The organism is Enterobacter cloacae complex sp. IR5458 (genome assembly GCF_049238025.1).
GTDB classification, from domain to species: domain Bacteria; phylum Pseudomonadota; class Gammaproteobacteria; order Enterobacterales; family Enterobacteriaceae; genus Enterobacter; species Enterobacter kobei.
On record NZ_JBMKIF010000001.1, the window covers coordinates 126,562 to 145,537 of the forward strand.

Here is an 18,976-nt window from a genome sequence, read left to right on the forward strand (position 1 = left end):
TACATTACAAGGAACTACGGTATGGCAGGATGTTCGAACGCAGCATCTGCTGGGTGCCCAGGCCGTAGTTGGAACTCAGGCCGCGCAGTTCGACATTAAAGCCAATCACGTTATCGTATTTGCTCTGATTGTTTTGAGTATCCCAGCCGTTAAGCTTACGTTCGTAGCCGACACGCAGCGCATAACAACAGGAGTTATATTGCAGACCCACCATCTGGTCAGCAGGTTTATTGGCGTTAGTGTCAAAGTAGTAAGCGCCTACGATTGACCAGCGATCGGCGATAGGCCAGCTTGCTGCGCCACCCACCTGCGAAATCCCATCTTTGTATTGGTCAGCATTGGCGTAGTTCGGCAATGTCGCCTGAATATATTCCGGACTGGCATAGCGGTACGTCAACTGCATCATACGGTCTTCATCACGACGGTATTCAATAGCTGCACTGCTCGTCGCGATATTGTCCAGTCGCGTATCGTACTGCAACCCACCGCGCAGACCCCAGCGATCGGTCATGCGCCAGTAGGTATCACCCGCCCACACCAGTGAACCCGTTTTGTTGTCTTTCTCCCAGTTAATGTCGTCATCACCCGTACGAGACTCGGTGAAATAGTAAATTTGACCAACAGAAACGTTAAAACGTTCAACGGCAGATTCATCATAAACGCGCGTTGTGACACCGGTCGTTAACTGGTTAGCGGAAGCAATTCGGTCGAGACCACCGTAGGTACGGTCGCGGAACAGGCCGCTATAGTCCGATTGCAGGAAAGAGGAGTCGTAGTTCTGAATCTTGCTCTGATCGCGATAAGGCACGTAAAGATACTGCATGCGTGGCTCAAGCGTCTGGGTATAGCCATCCGCCAGGAGTGCCATATCACGTTCGAAAATCAGTTTACCGTCCATCTTAAACTGGGGAAGCGTACGGTTTACTGATTCTTCAAGATCGGTACCATAGCGATTGTTGTACCAGTCCAGATTTTTCTGCTGATAGTGCGTCGCCATGAGCTTGGCTTCGGTATTCAGACTTGCCCAGTCATTTGACCAGGGCAGGTTGATGGTCGGCTCCAGGTGAATACGCGTGGCTTCCGGCATGTCAGAGTTGGTATTCACGAAATGTACCGCCTGGGCGTAGACGCGGGTGTCGAAAGGACCGACATCGTTCTGGTACCAGTTCACATCCAGTTGCGGTTCTGCGCCGTAAGTGCTTCGCGTTTGGGTACTAAAGACCTGGAACTGCTTGGTTGACACCGTGGCGTTAAAGTTTTGAATGGCATAGCCAACGCTGAATTTTTGCGTGGCATAACCATCGGTACTTGAACCGTACTTGGAGTCAAAGTCATTAAAGTAGTAAGGATCGCTGACCTTGGTATAGTCGACGTTAAAACGCCAGACCTGATCCATAACACCCGCATGGCGCCAGTAGTACAACCAGCGGTGCTTGTCGCCTTCGGTCGGGTGCTCATCCTGGAAGACTTTATCTGACGGCAGATAATCCAGCTCCATCAGACCCGCACCGGCCTGAGTCAGGTAGCGGAACTCGTTCTCCCACATGACGTTACCGCGCTTATGGATATAGTGCGGCGTGATCGTGGCGTCCATGTTGGGCGCGATGTTCCAGTAATACGGCAGGTAGAACTCAAAGTAGTTCGAGGTGCTGTATTTGGCATTGGGGATCAGGAAGCCCGAGCGACGCTTGTCACCCACGGGAAGCTGAAGATAAGGGCTGTAGAATACCGGTACCGGACCCAGCTTAAAGCGGGCGTTCCAGATCTCCGCGACCTGCTCTTCACGGTCGTGGATCACTTCGCTCCCGACCACGCTCCAGGTGTTTGACCCTGGCAGACAGGAGGTAAAGGAGCCATTTTCCAGGATCGTATAGCGGTTTTCACCGCGCTGTTTCATCAGGTCCGCTTTACCGCGTCCCTGGCGACCCACCATCTGGTAATCACCTTCCCAGACGTTAGTATCTTTCGTATTCAGGTTTGACCAGGCTTTCGGACCTTTCAGGATGACCTGATTGTCGTCATAGTGCACATTACCCAGCGCATCCACCGTTCGTACCGGCTCGGCCGCGCCTTCCGGCTGCTTCTGGTGCAACTGCACTTCATCTGCCTGCAGGCGGCTATTGCCCTGGTTAATATCCACATTGCCCGTAAACGTGGCGTTGTCAGGATAAGTACCCTTAGAACTGTCTGCAGTAATGGTTACCGGCAAGCTATTTGTATCACCCTGCACCAGTGGGCGATTATAACTTGGAACGCCAAGCATACACTGCGAGGCGAGATCGGCCGCCAGCCCCTGTTGACTGTACAGGGCGGTGCCAATCATTGTGGCCAGAAGGGTGGGGATACGTTTTTTCATACGTTGTATTTTATTGTTCCGTCATCAGTGGCTACGGCTTACAAACGCTCAGAGACTATCTTACTCATCAGCGCAGTACCAGCGTTAATCCTGCCCGTTTGCGTGCCAGAGTGTTAGGCTCGCTATCGAATGACGAGTATGATAAAGCAAATTATAGGCGATGTCCTTCAATTGACCGTGGCTTGAACACTGTGATGATGACGTTGCGTCGGCCAGGAATATGACTATCCGGGGAGTATATGCAGTATTGGGGTAAAATAATCGGCGTTGCGTTCGCCATCATCATGGGTGCCGGGTTCTGGGGAATCGTGCTTGGGCTCATTATCGGTCATATGTTTGATAAGGCGCGCAGCCGCAAAATGGCCTGGTTTGCGAATCAGCGCGAGCGCCAGTCACTCTTTTTCTCCACCACCTTTGAAGTCATGGGGCATTTAACCAAATCCAAAGGCCGCGTGACCGAAGCCGATATTCAAATCGCCAGCATCTTTATGGACCGCATGAATTTGCATGGTGAATCCCGTGTGGCCGCGCAGAATGCGTTTCGCATTGGGAAATCAGATAACTATCCGCTGCGTGAAAAAATGCGTCAGTTCCGCAGCATCTGCTTCGGACGTTTTGATTTAATTCGGATGTTTCTGGAAATTCAAATCCAGGCGGCGTTTGCTGACGGTTCACTGCACCCTAATGAACGTGATGTTCTGTACGTCATTGCAGAAGAGTTGGGCATCTCCCGAATGCAGTTCGACCAGTTCTTACGCATGATGCAGGGCGGCGCGCAGTTTGGCGGGGGGTATCACCAGCAGTCGTCCGGCGGTGCATGGCAGCAGGCGCAGCGTGGACCGACGCTGGACGATGCCTGCAACGTACTTGGCGTGAAACCCACTGACGATCAAACCACCATCAAACGCGCCTATCGCAAGCTGATGAGCGAGCATCACCCTGACAAACTGGTCGCGAAAGGCTTACCGCCGGAAATGATGGAGATGGCGAAGCAGAAAGCGCAGGAGATTCAGAAGGCTTACGAGCTGATTAAAGAGAAGAAAGGTTTCAAATAAAAAAGGGCCCGACACTGTCGGGCCCTTTTTTCAGAAGTCCACCGGGGCGTTAAACGTCATCGTGTTACCGAAGGCCGGATGGGTAATGGTCAGCGTCTGGGCGTGAAGCTGCAGACGCGGCGCTAACGCCAGCGCTTCCGGCGGCGCGTAAAACCGGTCGCCTAAAATCGGATGACCTAGCGCAAGCATATGCACGCGCAGCTGGTGTGAACGTCCGGTAATCGGCTTAAGGAGTATGCGCGCGGTGTTATTCGGTGCGTAATCCAGCACTTCATACTCGGTCTGCGCGGCCTTGCCGGTTTCATAGCAGACCTTCTGCTTAGGCCGGTTCGGCCAGTCGCAGATCAGCGGCAGATCGACCAACCCTTCTGCCTGTGCAGGATGTCCCCAGACGCGCGCCACGTACTGCTTCTTCGGCTCGCGCTCGCGGAACTGGCGCTTCAGCTCGCGCTCCGCCGCTTTATTGAGCGCCACCACAATCACGCCGCTGGTTGCCATATCCAGACGATGCACAGATTCCGCCTGTGGATGATCGCGCTGAATGCGCGTCATCACGCTGTCTTTGTGCTCATCCAGACGCCCCGGTACGGACAACAGGCCGCTCGGCTTGTTAACTACCATAATGTGTTCATCCTGATACAGGATGACCAGCCAGGGATCCATCGGCGGATTGTAGGGCTCCATTACCATTTTTTTGCTCTTCTTACTGATGCGTGACAACAATCAGACGCAATGCGTCCAGCCGCCAGCCCGCCTGATTCAGGCTTTCCATAATTTGCTGACGGTTGCTTTCAATGGCAGCCAGTTCATCGTCACGGATGTTCGGGTTCACCGCCTTCAGCGCTTCCAGACGGGACAGCTCCGCTGAGAGTTTCTCATCGGCCTCGGTGCGTGCAGCATCGATCAGCGCACGGGCCGCTTTCTCGATCTGGCTTTCGCCCAGCTGCAGAATGGCATGCACGTCCTGCTGTACCGCATTCACCAGCTTGCTGCCCGTATGGCGATTCACCGCGCTCAGCTGACGGTTGAAACTCTCGAATTCAACTTGCCCTGCCAGGTTGGTACCGTTTTTATCCAGCAGCAGACGCACAGGCGTTGGCGGCAGGAAGCGGGTCAGCTGGAGCTGTTTCGGTGCCTGGGCTTCCACAACGTAGATCAGTTCTACCAGCAGCGTACCCACCGGCAGTGCCTTGTTCTTGAGGAGTGAAATTGTGCTGCTACCGGTATCGCCGGAAAGGATCAGATCCAGTCCGTTACGGATCAGCGGGTGTTCCCAGGTGATGAACTGAGCATCTTCGCGGGACAGCGCCACATCACGCTCGAAGGTGATAGTACAACCATCTTCCGGCAGGCCCGGGAAATCCGGCACCAGCATGTGATCGGACGGGGTCAGGACAATCAGGTTCTCGCCGCGATCGTCCTGGTTAATACCGACGATGTCGAACAGGTTCATGGAGAAGCTGATCAGACTGGTGTCATCATCTTGTTCTTCAATGCTTTCAGCCAGCGCCTGCGCTTTCTCACCGCCGTTGGAGTGAATTTCCAGCAGGCGGTCGCGACCCTGCTCAAGCTGCGCTTTCAGCGCTTCATGCTTCTCGCGGCAGGATTTGATCAGATCGTCAAATCCGTCACTGTTTTCCGGTGCGGCCAGGTAGCCGATCAGATCGCTATGCACCTGATCGTAAATGGTGCGGCCCGTCGGGCAGGTATGCTCAAACGCATCCAGACCTTCGTGGAACCAGCGCACCAGCACGGACTGGGCAGTTTTTTCCAGATACGGCACGTGGATCTGAATATCATGCGCCTGGCCGATACGATCCAGACGACCGATACGCTGTTCCAGCAGATCCGGATTGAACGGCAGATCGAACATCACCAGATTACTGGCAAACTGGAAGTTACGGCCTTCAGAACCGATTTCCGAGCACAGCAGAACCTGTGCGCCACTGTCCTCTTCACCAAACCACGCCGCGGCGCGGTCACGTTCAACGATGGACATCCCTTCGTGGAACACGGCGGCGCGAATACCTTCACGCTCGCGCAGCACCTGCTCCAGCTGCAGCGCGGTAGCCGCTTTGGCGCAGATCACCAGCACCTTCTGGGAGCGGTGGGCGGTCAGGTAGCCCATCAGCCACTCCACGCGCGGGTCGAAGTTCCACCAGGTGCCGGTATCGCCTTCGAATTCCTGGTAAATTTGTTCCGGATAGAGCATGTCGCGGGCGCGCTCTTCCTGAGTTTTGCGCGCGCCCATAATGCCAGAGACTTTGATCGCCGTCTGATACTGGGTGGGCAGCGGCAGCTTGATGGTATGCAGCTCGCGTTTCGGGAACCCTTTCACGCCGTTACGGGTGTTGCGGAACAGCACGCGGCTGGTGCCGTGGCGGTCCATCAGCATGTCGATGAGCTCTTTACGCGCAGGCTCCGCGTTATCGCTATCGCTGTTCGCGGCCTGCAGAAGCGGTTCAATATCCTGCTCGCCAATCAGCTCGCTCAGGGTGTTGAGTTCCTCATTAGAAAGACGATTGCCTGCCAGCAGCATGGCCACGGCATCCGCGACCGGACGGTAGTTATTCTGTTCTTCCACGAACTGCCCGAAATCGTGGAAACGGTTTGGGTCGAGCAGGCGCAGACGTGCGAAGTGGCTTTCCAGACCCAGCTGTTCCGGCGTTGCGGTCAGCAGCAGGACGCCAGGGACGCGCTCCGCAAGCTGTTCGATAGCCATATACTCGCGGCTTGGCGCGTCTTCGCTCCAGACTAAATGGTGCGCTTCGTCAACGACCATAATGTCCCACTCGGCGTCGCACAGGTGCTCGAGACGCTGCTTGCTGCGGCGCACGAAGTCCAGGGAGCAAATGACCAACTGTTCGGTTTCAAACGGGTTGTCGGCGTCGTGCTGCGCTTCGGCATAGCGTTCGTCGTCAAACAGGGAGAAGCGCAGGTTAAAGCGGCGAAGCATCTCGACCAGCCACTGGTGCTGCAGGGTTTCAGGCACCACGATCAGCACGCGCTCGGCGGCACCGGAAAGCAGCTGTTGATGCAGGATCATACCCGCTTCAATGGTTTTACCCAGGCCCACTTCATCGGCCAGCAGTACGCGAGGGGCATGGCGACGGCCCACGTCGTGGGCGATATTCAGCTGGTGGGGGATCAGGCTGGTGCGCTGACCGCGCAGGCCGCTCCACGGCATACGGTACTGTTCACTCTGGAACTTGCGCGCGCGATAGCGCAGCGAGAAGCGATCCATACGGTCAATTTGCCCGGCAAACAGGCGGTCCTGCGGCTTACTGAAAACCAGTTTGCTGTCGAGCAGCACTTCACGCAGGATGACATTGGCTTCGTCCGTATCAAGACGCGTACCAATGTAAGCGAGCAGTCCATTCTCTTCTTTTACGTCTTCAATCTTGAGCTGCCAGCCGTCATGGCTGGTCACGGTGTCACCCGGATTGAACATCACGCGGGTTACAGGGGAGTCATTGCGAGCGTACAGGCGGTTTTCACCGGTGGCAGGGAAGAGGAGGGTTACCATACGCGCATCGACGGCAACGACGGTTCCTAATCCAAGTTCGCTTTCTGTATCGCTGATCCAGCGTTGACCAAGTGTAAAAGGCATAGTTGTTCGGCTCTAATCTTTAATTGCAGGCAATAGTTCGACCCCCGTCAAAAAAAGACGGTCATCGAAAAATGGGTCCGGGAATGGAAAGGGCGCTATGGTACTGGATGGCAGCCATTTCGTCACGTGTCAAAATAGGCCAAGTTGCCCTGTCACTAGTGTAGCAAAATCGTCGTCGATGAAGGGCAAAATTCCGTCGGCGACCGGCTGAAGCTGACGCGTCAGGTAGTGATCGTAATCGAGCGGTGAGTATTGATAATCCACCGGTTCCGGACCGTTAATTGTCCAGACGTATTTGATCGTCCCCCGGTTCTGATACTGCGGGGCGCGGCCGCGCTTCACGTTCTCTTCATCCGCCAGGCGCGCGGCGCGTACGTGGGGAGGCACATTACGTTGATACTCTGCCAGCGGGCGGCGCAGGCGTTTGCGGTAAACCAGTTGGTTATCCAGCTCACCCGCCATCAGGCTGGCGATGGTTTCGCGCACGTAATCCTGATAGGGCTCGTTGCGGAATACCCGCAGGTAAAGCGTTTGCTGGAACTGCTGCGCCAGCGGGGTCCAGTCGGTGCGAACCGTCTCCAGCCCTTTGAACACCATCCGCTGCGTGTCACCTTCCTGAATCAGCCCGGCGTAGCGCTTCTTGCTGCCCTGGTCGGTACCGCGAATGGTGGGCATTAAAAAGCGGGCGAAATGGGTTTCAAATTCCAGTTCTAACGTGCTGGTTAACCGCTCTTTTTGCAAACTTTCGCGCCACCAGGCGTTCACGAAGGCGACCAGTTCTTTGCCGATTCGCGCGGCGTCCTCTTCAGAATGGGCGGCTTTCAGCCAGACAAAGGTGGAGTCGGTATCGCCATAAATGACGTCATAGCCCCGGGATTCAATCAGCGCTTTGGTTTGACGCATGATTTCATGCCCGCGCATGGTGATGGATGACGCCAGTCTGGGGTCGAAAAAGCGGCAGGCGCTGGTGCCCAGCACGCCGTAAAAGGCATTCATAATGATTTTCAGCGCCTGCGAGAGGGGCTTATTGCCGTGACGCTTCGCCTCGTCGCGCCCGTGCCAGATGTTTCCCACAATTTCAGGCAGGCAGTGTTTTTCACGCGAGAAACGGGCGCCGAGAAAGCCTTCAGTGCTGTGCGCGTCGTCCGGCTGCGCCATCCCTTCCACCAGCCCCACCGGGTCAATCAGGTACGTGCGGATAATCGACGGATACAGGCTTTTATAATCCAGAACCAGCACCGAATCGTAAAGCCCTGGCCGGGAGTCCATCACATACCCGCCGGGGCTGGTCTGTGGCGGTACGTCCCCGAGGTTGGGGGCAACGTACCCTGCCCGGTGCATGCGGGGGAAATAGAGGTGGCTAAAGGCCGCTACCGAGCCGCCGTGCCTGTCGGCCGCGAGGCCGTTTACCGTCGCGCGCTCCAGCAGGAACGGCATGATCTCGGTTTTATGGAAAATCTGCGTAACCAGCTCGCAATCTTTCAGGTTATAGGTGGCGAGCGCCGGTTTATCTTCATTAAAGCGTCGGTCAATCTCATCCATTCTGTCCCAGGGGTTGTCAATGGATTTGCCCTCGCCAAGCAGCGCCTGCGCTACGGCTTCAAGAGAGAATGACGAGAAGTTCCAGAAGGCGGATTTCAGTGCCTCGATGCCGTCGATAATCAGGCGGCCATTGGCCTGGGCGAAGAAGACGCCATTCTTAAAGCCGTGCTCGCGCCACTCCAGCTCGCTGTTGCCGCGCCCGAGTATCAGCGGAATGCGATACCGCTCGGCATGTTTTTGCAGCACGCGCAGGTCGAACTGCACCACGTTCCAGCCGATCAGGACATCGGGATCGTAGTCGGCAAACCACTGGTTAAGCTTCTCCAGCAGCTGGGGTCGGCTATTGACATATTCAAGCCGGAAATCCAGCGTGGACGCATCGCCATTTGGCGGCCCAAGCATGTACACAACCCGATCGCCGCAGCCTTCCAGACCAATGCAGTACAGCTCGCCGTGGCGGGTGGTTTCAATGTCCAGGGAGACCCATTTTAGCGGCGGGCGATAGCCCGGGTTAGGCTTCAGACGAGCGTTAACGAGGCGACCGTTTTGCGCTGTGCCATCCACCCAGACGGGCGCGGTAATAAACCGTTCCATCAGGAAACGCTCGGGGGGACGGATATCCGCTTCGTAAAGCGTTACGCCCGCCTCGCGCAGCAGCTTTTCATAGCGCATCAGTTGACGATGGGCGCGACAGTAAAGGCCGTATACCGGCTGACGGTGGAAATCTTTCAGCTCAAGAGGGGTGATGCGCCAGCCGTTTTCGCCGCGCAGTAGTTGTTTGACTTTTTCGACGTGCGATTCAGGAATAAACGCCACGGACTCCTGCGGCGGCAGCGTTACGTGCAACGGGCCGCTGTCCGTCGCCAGCCAGAATTCAACCTCAGTGCCCTGAGGCGTATCCCGCCAGTGCCGGGTCAGTAAAAAGCCTTCTTGCGCCTGCGTCACACCGTTATCCCATAAACAAAACCAGGCTTGATTATAGCCTGGTCAAGGGGTGTTTGCTGGGGTTTTATACAGTGTCTGTTTTGCCGGATGGCGCTGCGCTTATCCGGCCTACAAGCTACTGCCCGTAATACGCTTTCGCGCCGTGCTTGCGCAGGTAATGCTTATCCAGCAGGGTTTGCTGCATATCCGGTAGCCGTGGCGCGAGCTGGCGACAGAAGATCCCCATATAGGCGACCTCTTCCAGCACGATGGCGTTATGTACCGCGTCTTCCGCGTTTTTACCCCAGGCGAAGGGACCATGGGAGTGCACCAGCACGCCAGGCATCTGCGCCGCGTCGATACCCTGTTTTTCGAAGGTTTCGACAATCACGTTGCCGGTTTCCCACTCGTACTCACCGTTGATTTCCGCCTCGGTCATTAAGCGCGTGCAGGGAATGGTGCCGTAAAAGTAATCCGCGTGGGTGGTACCCGTGGCCGGAATGGACTGGCCCGCCTGCGCCCAGATGGTGGCGTGACGCGAATGGGTATGCACGATGCCGCCGATGGTCGGGAATGACTGATACAGCAGACGGTGGGTAGGCGTATCGGAGGAGGGTTTTTTGTTGCCTTCCACCACTTCACCCGTTTCGATGCTGACCACCACCATATCGTCTGCCGTCATCACCGTGTAATCCACGCCAGAAGGCTTGATCACGAACACACCTTTTTCGCGGTCAACGGCACTGACGTTGCCCCAGGTCAGGGTCACCAGGTTATGTTTCGGCAGCGCCAGGTTGGCTTCGAGCACCTGTCGTTTGAGATCGTCTAACATTGTTGTCTCCCTGCCCGGTGAACACGGTGCCACCGGGCATTCCGTACTTAGCGTTTCGAACCGTAATAGACTTCGTTCCAGCGCAGCGCATCTTTGAACGCAGGCAGGCGGGTGTCGTTATCAATCACGGTCAGTTCGATATCGTGCAGCTCGGCGAACTGACGCATGTCATTCAGATCCAGCGCGTGGCTGAACACCGTGTGGTGCGCGCCACCGGCCAGGATCCAGGCTTCTGACGCGGTTGGCAGGTCTGGCTGTGCTTTCCACAGGGCGTTGGCGACCGGCAGTTTTGGCAGTGAATGCGGCGTTTCAACTGCATCGACGCAGTTCACCAGCAGGCGGAAACGATCGCCCAGGTCGATCAGACTGGCGTTGATGGCCGGGCCCGTGCGGGTGTTGAAGATCAGACGAGCCGGATCGGCTTTACCGCCAATGCCGAGGTACTGCACGTCAAGAATCGGTTTCTCTTCCACCGCAATAGACGGGCACACTTCCAGCATGTGCGAGCCGAGTACCAGGTCGTTGCCGTTTTCGAAGTGGTAGGTGTAATCCTCCATAAAGGAGGTGCCGCCCTGCAGACCGGTTGACATCACCTTCATGATGCGAAGCAGAGCGGCAGTTTTCCAGTCGCCTTCGCCTGCAAAGCCGTAGCCCTGCTGCATCAGACGCTGTACTGCCAGACCCGGGAGCTGTTTCAGGCCGTGGAGGTCTTCAAACGTTGTCGTAAAGGCGTGGAAGCCGCCCTGTTCCAGGAAGCGCTTCATGCCAAGCTCAATGCGCGCGGCATCCAGCACGTTCTGGCGCTTGTCGCCGTTGATTTGTGCCGCAGGCGTCAGGCGGTAACGGCTTTCGTACTCGTCTACCAGCGCGCTCACGTCGCCATCGCTGATTTCATTCACTACCTGCACCAGGTCGCCCACCGCCCAGGTATTGACGGAGAAACCGAACTTGATTTGTGCTGCGACTTTATCGCCATCGGTGACCGCCACTTCACGCATGTTGTCACCGAAACGCACCACTTTCAGATGGCGGGTATCTTGTTTCGATACCGCCTGACGCATCCACGAGCCGATACGGTTTTGCGCCTGGCTGTCCTGCCAGTGACCAGTCACGACGGCATGCTGCTGACGCATACGCGCGCCGATGAAGCCGAACTCGCGGCCGCCGTGCGCGGTCTGGTTCAGGTTCATGAAGTCCATATCGATGCTGTCCCACGGCAGGGAGGCGTTAAACTGGGTATGGAACTGCAGCAGCGGTTTGTTGAGGATAGACAGGCCGTTGATCCACATTTTGGCCGGTGAGAAGGTGTGCAGCCACACGACCAGACCGGCGCACTTGTCGTCGTAGTTCGCGTCGCGACAGATATGGGTGATCTCATCCGGCGTTGTACCCAGGGGTTTCAGCACCAGTTTGCATGGCAGTTTGGCTTCCGCGTTGAGGGCATTAACGACGTGCTCCGCATGTTTCGTCACCTGCTGCAGCGCTTCCGGCCCGTACAGGTGCTGGCTGCCAATCACAAACCACACTTCATAATTATTAAAAATGGTCATCATCGTGTCCTTAATGGGTCAGGGTTGCCGTCGTGTCCGCGGTGTGTTTTGACGGGGCGGCGACAGGGAGATAGTGAAGTTCGGCGCTTTTTGCCCATTGCTGGTAGCGCTGATAAAGCTGTTCAAAGCGTTGTGCCTGCTGGGCACGCGGCTGGAGTGTGTTTTCGACGGCGCTCGCCATATGCTGCTGCGCGGTGGGGATATCCGCGTGGACACCGGCTGCCACGGCGGCGAAAATCGCCGCGCCCAGCGCGCAGCATTGATCGGACGCGACAATCTGCAGCGGACGGTTCAGCACGTCGCAGCATGCCTGCATAATGACCGGATTTTTACGGGCGATGCCGCCCAGTGCCATCACGTTATTCACGTCGATACCCTGTTCGGTGAAGCACTCCATAATGGCGCGCGCGCCGAAGGCAGTGGCGGCAATCAGGCCACCGAACAGCGCAGGGGCGTCGGTCGCCAGGTTGAGATCGGTAATCACCCCTTTCAGTCGCTGGTTGGCAAACGGCGTGCGGCGGCCGTTAAACCAGTCCAGCACCACCGGCAGGTGATCGAGAGACGGATTTTTCGCCCAGGCTTCCGTGAGCTGTGGCAGAAGCTGTTTTTTGCTGTCGGCGATCTGGCTTTTCAGTTCAGGATGCGCAGCCGCGAGCTGATCCAGTGGCCAGCCCAGCACGCGGCCAAACCAGGCGTAGATATCGCCGAACGCGGATTGACCCGCTTCGAGACCGATGAAGTCCGGCACCACGCTGCCGTCAACCTGGCCGCAAATGCCTTTTACTGCGCGATCGCCAACGGTGGCTTTATCCGCCGTCAGAATGTCGCAGGTGGAGGTGCCGATAACTTTCACCAGCGTGTTAGGTTGTGCGCCCGCCCCCACTGCACCCATATGGCAGTCAAACGCGCCCCCGGAAATCGCCACGTTCTGCGGCAGGCCGAGGCGTTTTGCCCACTCTTCGCAGAGCGTGCCCACCGGAATATCGGCGGTGAAGGTGTCGGTAAACAGCGGGTAGGTCAGGTTTTTATTGATAATCGGGTCGAGTTCATCGAAGAAGGCTGCCGGAGGCAGACCGCCCCAGCTTTCATGCCACAGGGATTTATGCCCGGCGCTGCAGCGTCCGCGGCGAATATCCTGCGGACGGGTGGTGCCGGAGAGCAGGGCGGGAACCCAGTCGCACAGCTCAATCCATGACGCCGCAGCCTGCGCAACGGTCGCATCGGCACGGGTGACATGCAGGATTTTGGCCCAGAACCATTCGCTGGAGTAAATCCCGCCGATATAGCGTGAGTAGTCTGTTTTGCCAGGCTGATGGCAAAGACGGGTGATGGCTTCGGCCTCTTCCACGGCGGTATGGTCTTTCCACAGCACGAACATGGCGTTCGGGTTGTCGGCGAATTCCGGGCGCAGCGCCAGTACGCGGCCTTCGGCATCCACCGGGGCAGGCGTTGAGCCGGTGCTGTCGACGCCAATCCCAACGACATCGGCCCGCTGAGCATCCGTCAGCTCCGCCAGAACGGTTTTGACGGCCGCTTCCATCGACTCGATATAGTCACGCGGGTGGTGACGGAACTGGTTATTTGGCGCATCACAGTAGCGCCCCTCTTGCCAGCGCGGGTACCACTCAACGCTGGTTGCTATCTCCTGGCCAGTCGTACAGTCCACTGCCAGCGCGCGAACCGAGTCGCTGCCAAAATCGAGGCCAATTGCAATTGCCATGGTGTTGCTCCATCCGAAAAACAGGTATGGAAGAACATTAGAGACTGGGGACAAAAATCGTCAGGCAGGATCCGCTAATCTTATGGATTAAATTGCTGTTACAGCGGAAAGTGTGACGCCGTGCAAATATTCAATGTGGACATTTCTGCCGCACTTATAGACACTTTTGTTACTGCTTATCTGCCTCCTCTGGCGGAGAAATCAGGGGGAAAGGCTGAAACATGGCGGACGTAAAAGAGGCGTGATGCTTTCTGGATCTTTTCGCAGACCATTTTTAACCTGCTTTTAGTGATATGGACAATTGGTTTCCTTCAGGACCGTTGGGAGAACTGAATCTATGGCCGAAACGCAAAACGATCCCTTGTTGCCGGGATACTCGTTTAACGCGCACCTTGTGGCAGGGCTGACCCCTATCGAGGCTGAGGGATATCTCGATTTTTACGTCGACCGACCGCTCGGGATGAAAGGGTATATCCTCAACCTGACCGTGCGCGGAGAGGGGATCATCAAGAATGGCGACCAGCAGTTCGTCTGCCGCCCCGGCGATATCCTGCTGTTCCCGCCGGGGGAGATCCACCACTATGGCCGTCATCCGGATGCCAAAGAGTGGTATCACCAGTGGGTCTATTTCCGTCCGCGCGCCTACTGGCAGGAGTGGCTTACCTGGCCTGCTATTTTTGCGCACACCGGTTTTTATCGCCCGGATGAAGTGCATCTGGCGCAGTTCCGTGAGCTGTTCGCGCAGATTATTGACGCGGGGCAGGCTGGTGGTCGCTACGCTGAACTGCTGGCGATAAACCTGCTTGAACAACTGCTGCTGCGACGGATGGAGGCCATTAACGAGTCGCTTAATCCTCCGCTGGATAACCGCGTGCGCGACGCCTGCCAGTACATCAGCGACCATCTCGCCGACAGTCAGTTCGATATTGCCAGCGTCGCCCAGCATGTTTGTCTGTCGCCGTCACGGCTGTCACATCTGTTTCGCCAGCAGCTTGGCGTCAGCGTCCTGAGCTGGCGTGAGGATCAGCGTATCAGCCAGGCGAAACTGTTGCTCAGCACCACCCGGATGCCGATTGCCACCGTGGGGCGTAACGTTGGCTTTGAAGATCAGCTCTATTTTTCTCGCGTCTTTAAAAAATGCACCGGTGCCAGCCCGAGTGAATTCCGCGCGGGATGTGAATAAACGGTAAAAAAAGATAAACAAACAGGTGAACGCAGAAAGCTACCTGTAAACTATTCAGACAATTGTTGCCTTGACGCAGTGCGGGGCGCTAAGCAGAATCGCTGATTCGTTTTCTGACCGGAATAGTTATGCAGGCATTGCTGGAACACTTTATTACCCAGTCCGTTATGTATTCGCTCATCGCCGTGGCGCTGGTGGCCTTTCTGGAGTCGCTGGCGCTCGTGGGGTTAATCCTGCCCGGCACCGTGATGATGGCGGGTCTTGGCGCGCTGATTGGCAGCGGTGAGGTCAATTTCTGGCAGGCGTGGCTGGCCGGGATAATCGGCTGCCTGCTGGGCGACTGGATATCCTTCTGGCTGGGCTGGCGCTTTAAGAAGCCGCTGCACCGCTGGTCGTTCATGAAAAAGAACAAAGCGCTGCTGGATAAAACCGAGCATGCGCTGCATCAGCACAGCATGTTTACTATTCTCGTCGGCCGCTTTGTTGGACCCACGCGTCCTCTGGTGCCGATGGTTGCCGGAATGCTGGATCTGCCCGTTGCAAAGTTTGTGGTGCCGAACATCATCGGCTGCGTCTTCTGGCCGCCGTTCTACTTCCTGCCGGGGATCCTGGCCGGTGCGGCCATCGATATTCCTGACGGCATGCAAAGCGGTGAGTTTAAGTGGCTGTTGCTGGCAACGGCGGTGCTGCTGTGGCTGGCTGCGTGGCTGTGCTGGCGGTTGTGGCGCAGCGCGAAAGCCAGTGTCGATCGCCTGACACGCTATCTTCCGCGCACTCGTCTTTTGTGGCTGGCCCCCCTGATGCTGGGCATTGCGGTGGTGGCGCTGGTCGCGCTAATTCGCCATCCTCTGATGCCGGTGTACGGTGAAATCCTGTTGAAGGTGGTGAGCCGTTAATGTGTTTCCCTCTCCCTGTGGGAGAGGGCCAGAGTGATGGCATCAGACTGCGCTGATGCCCAGCAGCGACGACGCGGCAGCGTTACCCTTCAGAAGTTCTTCTGTCATCCCATCCCACACAATTCGTCCTTCGGCAATGACCACCGATCTGGGGGCAATCCGTGCGGCATCTTCGATGCTGTGAGAAACCATCAGCATCGTCAGCTGCTGGCGCTGACAGACGTCCTGCACAAGCGTCAGCATCTCCTGGCGCAGCGCCGGGTCGAGCGCAGAGAACGGTTCATCCAGCAGCAGTATCGGCTGTTCGCGGACCAGACAACGGGCAAGCGCCACGCGCTGACGCTGGCCGCCGGAAAGCTCGCCGGGCAGCCTGTCGAGAAATTCCGCGATCCCCATCTGGGCGGCAATGACCTCCAGCTTCTGGCGCTGGGGGACGTTCAGCTTGAGTCCCGGATGCATCCCCAGCGCGATGTTTTGCCGCACCGTCAGGTGGGTAAACAGGTTGTTTTCCTGAAACAGCATGGAGACAGGACGTTTTGCAGGCGGCGTATGGGTATGGTCCCGATTTTCAATGATTATCGATCCGCTTGCCGGCTGCAGAAACCCCGCAACCAAATTGAGCAGCGTGCTTTTTCCCGCACCGCTTGGGCCAAGCACCGCAATAATCTCTCCCTGACGCACGGAGAGCGTGAAGCGCATCGGCAGATGCTGGTAAAGCCAGGTTACATCAGTCAGTTTTAACATCACGCCCCGGAAGTTTTTCGATAACGGTAAAGAGTCCAAAGCACAGCAGAAGCAGCAGCAGCGCCGTGACGGCCCCGTCCTGGCTGCGGTAGGAGCCAATCTGCTGATAAAGCCAGAACGGCAGCGTGCGAAAATCGTCATTGCCGAAAAGGGCCACCACGCCAAAATCCCCGATGGAGAGTACGCAGGCGAAGGCCAGTGCCTGGGCGAGGGGGCGTTTCAGGGCGCGAAGTTCCACCACCTTTAACCGCCGCCAGCCGGTTATCCCAAGGGACTGACACAGGACGCTGTAGCGGCTGTTGACATCCCGCATAGGATTTTCCAGTACTTTCAGCGCGTAGGGGATGGCCATTAAGGCATTGGTAAAAATGACGATGCCGTCGGCGCTTTCCGGCAGGCCGACGGTGGTGTTGAACAGCAGAAAGAAGCCGGTCGCCAGCACAATGCCCGGCATCGACAGGATCAGCATGCCCGTCAGCTCCAGCGCTTGTCCGGCTTTACGGGCATGACGCGCGTAGAGCTCGCGGCTGCTCCAGAGCAACATCATGGTCAGGATCACGCATAGCGCTCCGGCTGCCAGCGCAATGCGTACCGAGGTCCACGTCGCTTGCCACAGCACGGGCTGTTGCAGTACTGACACCACATTCCTGTTCAGGCCATCAACGATAACGGCCAGCAGCGGTGGCAACAGAAGCAGGAGTGCCAGCACGATCAGGATAAAATCGGAGACGCGGCTGTGCAGGCTATCCTGCGGATCGCGCCAGCCCGAGAGGCTATTGCTTCCCGGGGGAATCGCTTTGCTCAGGCGCTGGCTCAGCAGCACCAGCACCAGACAGCACGCCATCTGCACGATCGCCAGAAGCGCGGCGCGGCCCGGATCGTAGTCGTAACTTAAGGCCTGATAAATCGCCAGCTCAATGGTGGTCGCCTGTGGCCCGCCGCCGAGAGAAAGCACGGTGGCGAAGCTGGCGAAGCAGAGCATAAAGATCAGCGCGGCAACCGGGGCAATCTGACGTCTTAACCAAGGCCATTCGACAAAGCGGAAAAACGACCATCCACGCATGCCAAGCTGAGCGGCAATCTGGCGTTGTTCGCCGGGAATATTCTCCAGTGCCTGCAAAAAGAGGCGCGTTGCCATCGGCATATTGAAAAACACGTGCGCCAGCAGAATGCCCTGCAGGCCGTATGGCGAGAAGGTCCATTCCAGACCAAGCCGGGCAAACAGCAACGCCAGCCAGCCCTGTCGACCGTAAACGCTCAGGATACCAAATACCGCGACCAGCACGGGCAGGATCAGCGTCATGGCGCACAGGCGCAGCAGGACTACTCTTCCGGGGAAACGCCGACGATACAGAGCCCGCGCAAGAAAAATAGCCGGGAGCGCTGACAGCAGGGCAGAAAGAAACGCCTGCCAGAAGGAGAAACGAATGACGTGCCAGAGATAGCTATCGCGCCAGAGCGCGAGCAGATCGCTCTCCGGCGCGTTAAACCACAACGCAAGGAATGCTCCCAGACTGACTACCACCATCAGCATGGCGGCGAGCAGTCCGGGAAGTAACCAGCCGGGAATTAACGGCTGACGGCGCGTTGCCATTCACTTACCCATGCTGCTCGCTGCGCGGCCACCTGCTGCGGCGTAAACTCCAGCGACGTTTGTGGTTTGGTTAACTGGTCGAAACCGGCTGGCAGTGCAACGTGGGTGACGGGATACATCCAGTTGCCCGCAGGAATGGCATTCTGGAACGCCGGAGAAACCATAAATTTCAGGAACTTCTCGGCGAGTTCCGGCTGTTTGCTGGCAGCGGTACGCGCGGCAACCTCCACCTGCAGATAATGCCCTTCGGCAAAATTCGCGGCGGCGTAGTTGTCTTTCTTCTCGGCGATAATGTGGTAAGCCGGCGAGGTGGTGTAGCTTAGCACCAGATCGCTTTCGCCTTTCAGGAACAGACCATACGCTTCACTCCAGCCTTTGGTCACAGTGACGGTTTTGGCGGCCAGCTTCTGCCACGCTTGCGGCGCGTTCTCCCCGTAGACCTTCTGCATCCAAAGCAGCAGTCCCAGGCCTGGCGTGCTGGTACGCGGATCTTCATAAATCACGCGCCATTTCTGGTCGCTCTCCACCAGCTCCTTCAGGCTCTTCGGCGGATTTTTCAGCTTGTTTTTGTCATAGACGAAAGCAAAGTAGCCGTAGTCGAACGGCACAAAGGTGTCGTTGTTCCAGCCGCCCGGCACGTTGACGGCCTCTGCCGCTACGCCGCTTTTGGCAAACAGTTTGGTGTGCGTGGCGGCTTCCAGCAGGTTGTTATCCAGCCCGAGCACCACGTCGGCTTTGCTGTTTTTCCCTTCCATACGCAGACGGTTAAGCAGCGACACGCCATCTTCCAGCGCCACGAATTTCAGCTCGCAATTACAGTCAGCTTCAAAGGCTTTTTTTATTACCGGGCCTGGGCCCCAGTCGGCAGAGAACGAGTCGTAGGTATAGACCGTCAGGACGGGGTTCGCGAACGCAGGCAGCGCAAACAGCGCCAGCAGAGGAAGAACTTTTTTTAACACTTTGCACCTCA

At 57.0% G+C, this 18,976-nt stretch carries 13 protein-coding genes; 3 read left to right on the forward strand and 10 right to left on the reverse strand.

All coding sequences use genetic code 11. The features are described 5' to 3' along the window. Nucleotides 1-4 precede the first annotated feature (4 nt). Nucleotides 5-2,356, reverse strand: a complete 2,352-nt coding sequence (gene lptD, locus ACOTYN_RS00615; protein WP_332956141.1) for an LPS assembly protein LptD — start codon at nt 2,354-2,356, stop codon at nt 5-7. A gap of 239 nt (nt 2,357-2,595) precedes the next feature. Between lptD and djlA the strand changes: the two genes are divergently transcribed. Further along, on the forward strand, nt 2,596-3,411 hold the full coding sequence (gene djlA, locus ACOTYN_RS00620) for a co-chaperone DjlA (RefSeq protein WP_014882509.1): 816 nt from the start codon (nt 2,596-2,598) through the stop codon (nt 3,409-3,411). 30 nt (nt 3,412-3,441) lie between these two features. Here the strand turns inward: djlA and rluA are convergent, their stop codons facing one another. The 6 genes from rluA to araB all read right to left on the reverse strand — a co-directional run bounded on the left by rluA (nt 3,442) and on the right by araB (nt 13,589). Continuing rightward, nucleotides 3,442-4,101, reverse strand: coding sequence for a bifunctional tRNA pseudouridine(32) synthase/23S rRNA pseudouridine(746) synthase RluA (gene rluA / locus ACOTYN_RS00625; RefSeq protein WP_071922597.1), 660 nt, complete (start codon nt 4,099-4,101; stop codon nt 3,442-3,444). A 13-nt stretch (nt 4,102-4,114) separates the two neighbouring features. Further along, nucleotides 4,115-7,021 (reverse strand): RNA polymerase-associated protein RapA, encoded by a 2,907-nt coding sequence (gene rapA / locus ACOTYN_RS00630; RefSeq protein WP_014882511.1) that lies wholly within the window; start codon nt 7,019-7,021, stop codon nt 4,115-4,117. Between the two features lie 129 nt (nt 7,022-7,150). Continuing rightward, on the reverse strand, nt 7,151-9,508 hold the full coding sequence (gene polB / locus ACOTYN_RS00635; RefSeq protein WP_332956139.1) for a DNA polymerase II: 2,358 nt from the start codon (nt 9,506-9,508) through the stop codon (nt 7,151-7,153). 115 nt (nt 9,509-9,623) lie between these two features. Continuing rightward, entirely contained in the window at nt 9,624-10,319 is a 696-nt protein-coding gene (gene araD, locus ACOTYN_RS00640; protein WP_047344034.1) for an L-ribulose-5-phosphate 4-epimerase, read from the reverse strand. 47 nt (nt 10,320-10,366) lie between these two features. After that, the gene (araA, locus tag ACOTYN_RS00645; RefSeq protein WP_014882514.1) at nt 10,367-11,869 is read right to left on the reverse strand and encodes an L-arabinose isomerase; all 1,503 of its coding nucleotides are present in this window, start codon (nt 11,867-11,869) and stop codon (nt 10,367-10,369) included. 10 nt (nt 11,870-11,879) lie between these two features. Next, a complete protein-coding gene (gene araB, locus ACOTYN_RS00650; protein ID WP_023332071.1) occupies nt 11,880-13,589 on the reverse strand; it encodes a ribulokinase in 1,710 nt (569 codons plus the stop codon). Nucleotides 13,590-13,926: 337 nt separating this feature from the next. Between araB and araC the strand changes: the two genes are divergently transcribed. Continuing rightward, the gene (gene araC, locus ACOTYN_RS00655; RefSeq protein WP_014882516.1) at nt 13,927-14,772 is read left to right on the forward strand and encodes an arabinose operon transcriptional regulator AraC; all 846 of its coding nucleotides are present in this window, start codon (nt 13,927-13,929) and stop codon (nt 14,770-14,772) included. 128 nt (nt 14,773-14,900) lie between these two features. Then, nucleotides 14,901-15,668, forward strand: coding sequence for a DedA family protein (locus tag ACOTYN_RS00660; RefSeq protein ID WP_071922596.1), 768 nt, complete (start codon nt 14,901-14,903; stop codon nt 15,666-15,668). A 42-nt stretch (nt 15,669-15,710) separates the two neighbouring features. Here the strand turns inward: ACOTYN_RS00660 and thiQ are convergent, their stop codons facing one another. Genes thiQ through thiB form a run of 3 tightly spaced genes read right to left on the reverse strand, consistent with a single transcriptional unit; the run spans nt 15,711 to nt 18,965 of the window. Then, nucleotides 15,711-16,412, reverse strand: a complete 702-nt coding sequence (gene thiQ / locus ACOTYN_RS00665) for a thiamine ABC transporter ATP-binding protein ThiQ (protein ID WP_048995997.1) — start codon at nt 16,410-16,412, stop codon at nt 15,711-15,713. Further along, on the reverse strand, nt 16,396-18,006 hold the full coding sequence (gene thiP, locus ACOTYN_RS00670) for a thiamine/thiamine pyrophosphate ABC transporter permease ThiP (protein WP_071922595.1): 1,611 nt from the start codon (nt 18,004-18,006) through the stop codon (nt 16,396-16,398). Before thiP ends, thiQ begins: the two co-directional genes overlap by 17 nt. Continuing rightward, nucleotides 17,982-18,965: a thiamine ABC transporter substrate binding subunit gene (gene thiB, locus ACOTYN_RS00675; protein ID WP_071922594.1), complete on the reverse strand. Its 984-nt coding sequence runs from the start codon at nt 18,963-18,965 to the stop codon at nt 17,982-17,984. Before thiB ends, thiP begins: the two co-directional genes overlap by 25 nt. Nucleotides 18,966-18,976: the final 11 nt, after the last annotated feature.

What these genes read in the sequence shown, in the direction of transcription:
- lptD (WP_332956141.1), bottom strand. Translation starts at nt 2,356, where the DNA reads ATGAAAAAACGTATCCCCACCCTTCTGGCCACAATGATTGGCACCGCC.
- djlA (WP_014882509.1), top strand. Translation starts at nt 2,596, where the DNA reads ATGCAGTATTGGGGTAAAATAATCGGCGTTGCGTTCGCCATCATCATG.
- rluA (WP_071922597.1), bottom strand. Translation starts at nt 4,101, where the DNA reads ATGGTAATGGAGCCCTACAATCCGCCGATGGATCCCTGGCTGGTCATC.
- rapA (WP_014882511.1), bottom strand. Translation starts at nt 7,021, where the DNA reads ATGCCTTTTACACTTGGTCAACGCTGGATCAGCGATACAGAAAGCGAA.
- araD (WP_047344034.1), bottom strand. Translation starts at nt 10,319, where the DNA reads ATGTTAGACGATCTCAAACGACAGGTGCTCGAAGCCAACCTGGCGCTG.
- araA (WP_014882514.1), bottom strand. Translation starts at nt 11,869, where the DNA reads ATGACCATTTTTAATAATTATGAAGTGTGGTTTGTGATTGGCAGCCAG.
- araB (WP_023332071.1), bottom strand. Translation starts at nt 13,589, where the DNA reads ATGGCAATTGCAATTGGCCTCGATTTTGGCAGCGACTCGGTTCGCGCG.
- araC (WP_014882516.1), top strand. Translation starts at nt 13,927, where the DNA reads ATGGCCGAAACGCAAAACGATCCCTTGTTGCCGGGATACTCGTTTAAC.
- ACOTYN_RS00660 (WP_071922596.1), top strand. Translation starts at nt 14,901, where the DNA reads ATGCAGGCATTGCTGGAACACTTTATTACCCAGTCCGTTATGTATTCG.
- thiQ (WP_048995997.1), bottom strand. Translation starts at nt 16,412, where the DNA reads ATGTTAAAACTGACTGATGTAACCTGGCTTTACCAGCATCTGCCGATG.
- thiP (WP_071922595.1), bottom strand. Translation starts at nt 18,006, where the DNA reads ATGGCAACGCGCCGTCAGCCGTTAATTCCCGGCTGGTTACTTCCCGGA.